Below are 2,910 nucleotides of genomic sequence, written 5' to 3'. Positions count from 1 at the left end.
CCGAACGAACGGTCGCGAACCAGGCCAGGGCTGATCGACGGCCGCACCGCCCGCCCGTACAGGTGACCGGCAGCGTTCGGGGCGGGCCGCACCGGCCGGCGCGGCCCGGCAGCGGCGTCGGTCGGCCGTCGGTCGTGGTAGCGGGCGATCTCGGCGAGCAACCGCCGGTTACGCCGGCTCCGCACCGGAGTCCGCCGGAACAGGTCAAGGAATCCACGCACAGCAGGAACCACCTTTCACACAGTCGAAAAACCTTCAAGGGGTACGGATGAAGAGCACACGGTTTCGCGTCGCAGTTGCGCCGCCGCCGAGGTCAGCGGTGCCGGCGCGGGCGGGGAGCCCAGCGGAGACCGTCACGCTCGACGAAGATCTCCCGACGCTCGCGGGCCTCACCGTCGGCTGCCAACACATACCCGGCCAGCCACACCCAGCCCTCGTACGTCCAGCGTTTGTCCACTGTCGTCACCCGGAACCGGAAACCCCGCCCGGCCGCGAACTGCACACTCGCCCGACCATCGATGATCAACTCGTCACCGGGCCGGGGGTCGGCCGGGGACCGGTCGGCCGGCACGCTACCGATCAGCCGCCGGCATCGTCGTCCGACCGCAGTCGGGACACCACCGCGATTTGATCTTGAAACTGAACAACCCGACGAAGAACCCGAGCAGGATTCCGAAAACCAGGGCACCAAGCGCCACCATGATCAACCCTTCCGATTGGGCTGGGGACGACCGGGCGAGCCGTTACCGCGACCCGCCCGACCACCTGGGAATACAGCGAAACGCAGCGGGAAAACGATCAAGACACTCGCCGCTCCCCGCTACCCCGGTAGCCGGCCAGTTGATCAACCGTCCACGAAGGTCGTTCCGGTACGGAGTCAACCATCGATCACGCAAAACCGCAACATTCAATTTTTGACTTCATGGTTTTGCCATGTGGCCGGAGAGGTAGCCGCAGCGGGCGGCTACGCTCGATCAAGATCGTTCGGATGCAGTGTTAAATTTTTGCCGGACGCGGTCGGCAGGGCGCGACATGCACCCGAGGGGAGGCTCCACAGTGGCAGTCGACGGATACGACGCCGGCGCGGCCGTGGCTCGTCAGCGCCTGGCGCTGATGCTGCAGAACCTGCGCAAACAGGCACGGAACAAGGACGGGACCCCGATCACGATCGAGCAGGCCGCGCAGCACATGGAGCGCGCCCGTCCCACCGCCCACCGGATCATCAACGGCCTGCCCGGCGTGCGGGTCAAGGACCACGACGTGAAGTCCCTGGCCGAGTTGTTCGGCGCGGACGATGAGACCACGGCAACGATGCTGGCGCTGGCAGCAGCCACCAGGGTCAAGGGCTGGTTCTCGCGGTTCCGGGACGTGCTCCCGCCCGGCTTCGACATGTACATCGGCCTGGAGGCCGCAGCTCAATCGGTCTGGGCCTACGAGGGCGAGCGCGTCCACGGGCTCCTGCAGACCGAGGAGTACGCGCGGGAGATCCTCCGGATCTCAGCTACCGACGGCCCGAAAGCTGCAGATGCCGAGTTCGAACGCCGCGTCGCTGTCAGGATGCGCCGACAGGAGATCCTGACAAGATCAGACAATCCCGTCGACTTCACCGTCGTGCTCGGCGAGGCCGTCCTGCACCGCACCATCGGTGGACCAGCTGTGATGGCCCGCCAACTGCAGCAGATCAATGAGCGGGGTGCCCTGTCGAACGTCTCCATCCGGGTCGTACCGTTCAGCGTCGGTGCGCACTACGGCATCGACACGGGGCCGTTCGCGGTCATAACGTTCCCAGAGCAAGGTGGGCCGGCAACGGCCTACATGGACAACTTCACCGGCCACCTCCTGACCCATAAACCGTCCGATATTGTCCGGTTCGAGGCCGCTGCGGCAGCCATCGACCGCTGCGCCTTGAACGAGGCCGCATCCAGGAACCTGATCAGCCAGAGAGCGAAGGAGCTATCCAGTGCCCAGTAGTCGTGACGCGCTCTCCCCAGAGGTTCTGGCCACAGCGAAGTACCGCAAGTCAACGCGTTCGGACAGCACAGGTTCGTGCGTCGAGGTCGCCACCAACGTCCCCGCCACAATCCTCGTACGCGACAGCAAAGACCCCGCCGGCGGGACCCTGGCCTTCGAGCCGACAGCCTGGTCGGCGTTCGTCGAGTTGGCGAAGTCCCGCTGACCGGCTACCCGTGGCGGCGGCCCATGCTCGCCACGGGCCGCTGCCACGGGTAGCTGCATCCCTCCGCGACGTCGAGGTGCACCAGCCCGCTGCCGAACGCCTGGCTACAACGCCACAGTGGTCGACAGCAGGCCGAGCGTCGCGCAACTGAACCGACCGCGCGGGTCACATACCAAGGATGCCAACCACGCCTGCCGTACGAGCCTCCATGTCGCACTGAATACCGCCCTCGCCAACTACACTCCGTAATGTCGGGCTCAATAACACCCAAGCCGGACTGCGGCAGATCCGTACTCTGGCCTACGCCGAGCCGACGAGGATGCAGAACGGATGTCCTGCGGGGTCGGCGAGAACGTAGAGAGGCTCCTCAGTCTCAGAATCCCGGGTGCGGTCGTGAAGCAAGCTGGCTCCGAGCTGCTCGGCTCGTCGACGGTGCCGCTCCAACTCATTGACGGTGGCTACGCGGAAATCCAGGTGCATCTGCTTCGGAACATCGTGTGACGGCCAGGTCGGCCGCGCCAAGGCAGACACCTGTTGAAAGGCAAGCTTGCGGTTGCCGTTGCCGTCGACCAGGACGAGCCAGTCTTCGTCCTCGGTGGTTCCGTCAGCCGGAAGTTCGTCACCAGGGCGGTATCGCAGTCCGAGGAACTCGCGGTAGAACTCAGCGAGGGCACGTGTCGGCGGCCAGTGAATACTCCCCGTAGGCGGTCATTTATCGCCCCGTTGGTGGCCAG

Annotated in this window: 5 protein-coding genes; 2 read left to right on the top strand and 3 right to left on the bottom strand. The window is 65.7% G+C overall.

All coding sequences use genetic code 11. The features are described 5' to 3' along the window. Both ACFHWU_RS28865 and ACFHWU_RS28860 read right to left on the bottom strand, forming a co-directional pair. Positions 1-221: hypothetical protein (locus ACFHWU_RS28865; protein ID WP_416592257.1), on the bottom strand; the 221-nt coding region annotated here is incomplete at its 3' end. A 92-nt stretch (positions 222-313) separates the two neighbouring features. After that, a complete protein-coding gene (locus tag ACFHWU_RS28860; RefSeq protein ID WP_416592256.1) occupies positions 314-571 on the bottom strand; it encodes a hypothetical protein in 258 nt (85 codons plus the stop codon). Between the two features lie 485 nt (positions 572-1,056). On the opposite strand from ACFHWU_RS28860, the gene ACFHWU_RS28855 reads away from it, so the two are divergent. Together ACFHWU_RS28855 and ACFHWU_RS28850 are read left to right on the top strand one after the other, a co-directional pair. After that, a complete protein-coding gene (locus ACFHWU_RS28855; protein ID WP_416592255.1) occupies positions 1,057-1,971 on the top strand; it encodes a helix-turn-helix domain-containing protein in 915 nt (304 codons plus the stop codon). Further along, positions 1,961-2,176 (top strand): DUF397 domain-containing protein, encoded by a 216-nt coding sequence (locus ACFHWU_RS28850; RefSeq protein WP_416592254.1) that lies wholly within the window; start codon positions 1,961-1,963, stop codon positions 2,174-2,176. The genes ACFHWU_RS28855 and ACFHWU_RS28850 overlap by 11 nt, the downstream gene beginning before the upstream one ends. 300 nt (positions 2,177-2,476) lie before the next feature. Here ACFHWU_RS28850 and ACFHWU_RS28845 read toward each other — a convergent pair whose 3' ends face one another. Then, positions 2,477-2,815 carry a VOC family protein gene (locus ACFHWU_RS28845; RefSeq protein WP_416592258.1) on the bottom strand — a complete coding sequence of 113 codons (339 nt, stop codon included), beginning with the start codon at positions 2,813-2,815 and terminating at the stop codon, positions 2,477-2,479. Between the last annotated feature and the right edge of the window lie 95 nt (positions 2,816-2,910).

It is taken from the genome of Micromonospora sp. LOL_015 (assembly GCF_048060275.1).
In the GTDB taxonomy this organism is placed as follows: domain Bacteria; phylum Actinomycetota; class Actinomycetes; order Mycobacteriales; family Micromonosporaceae; genus Micromonospora_E.
The sequence above is the reverse complement of the archived record's forward strand: the minus strand, read 5'-3'. Positions and strand labels throughout refer to the sequence as shown.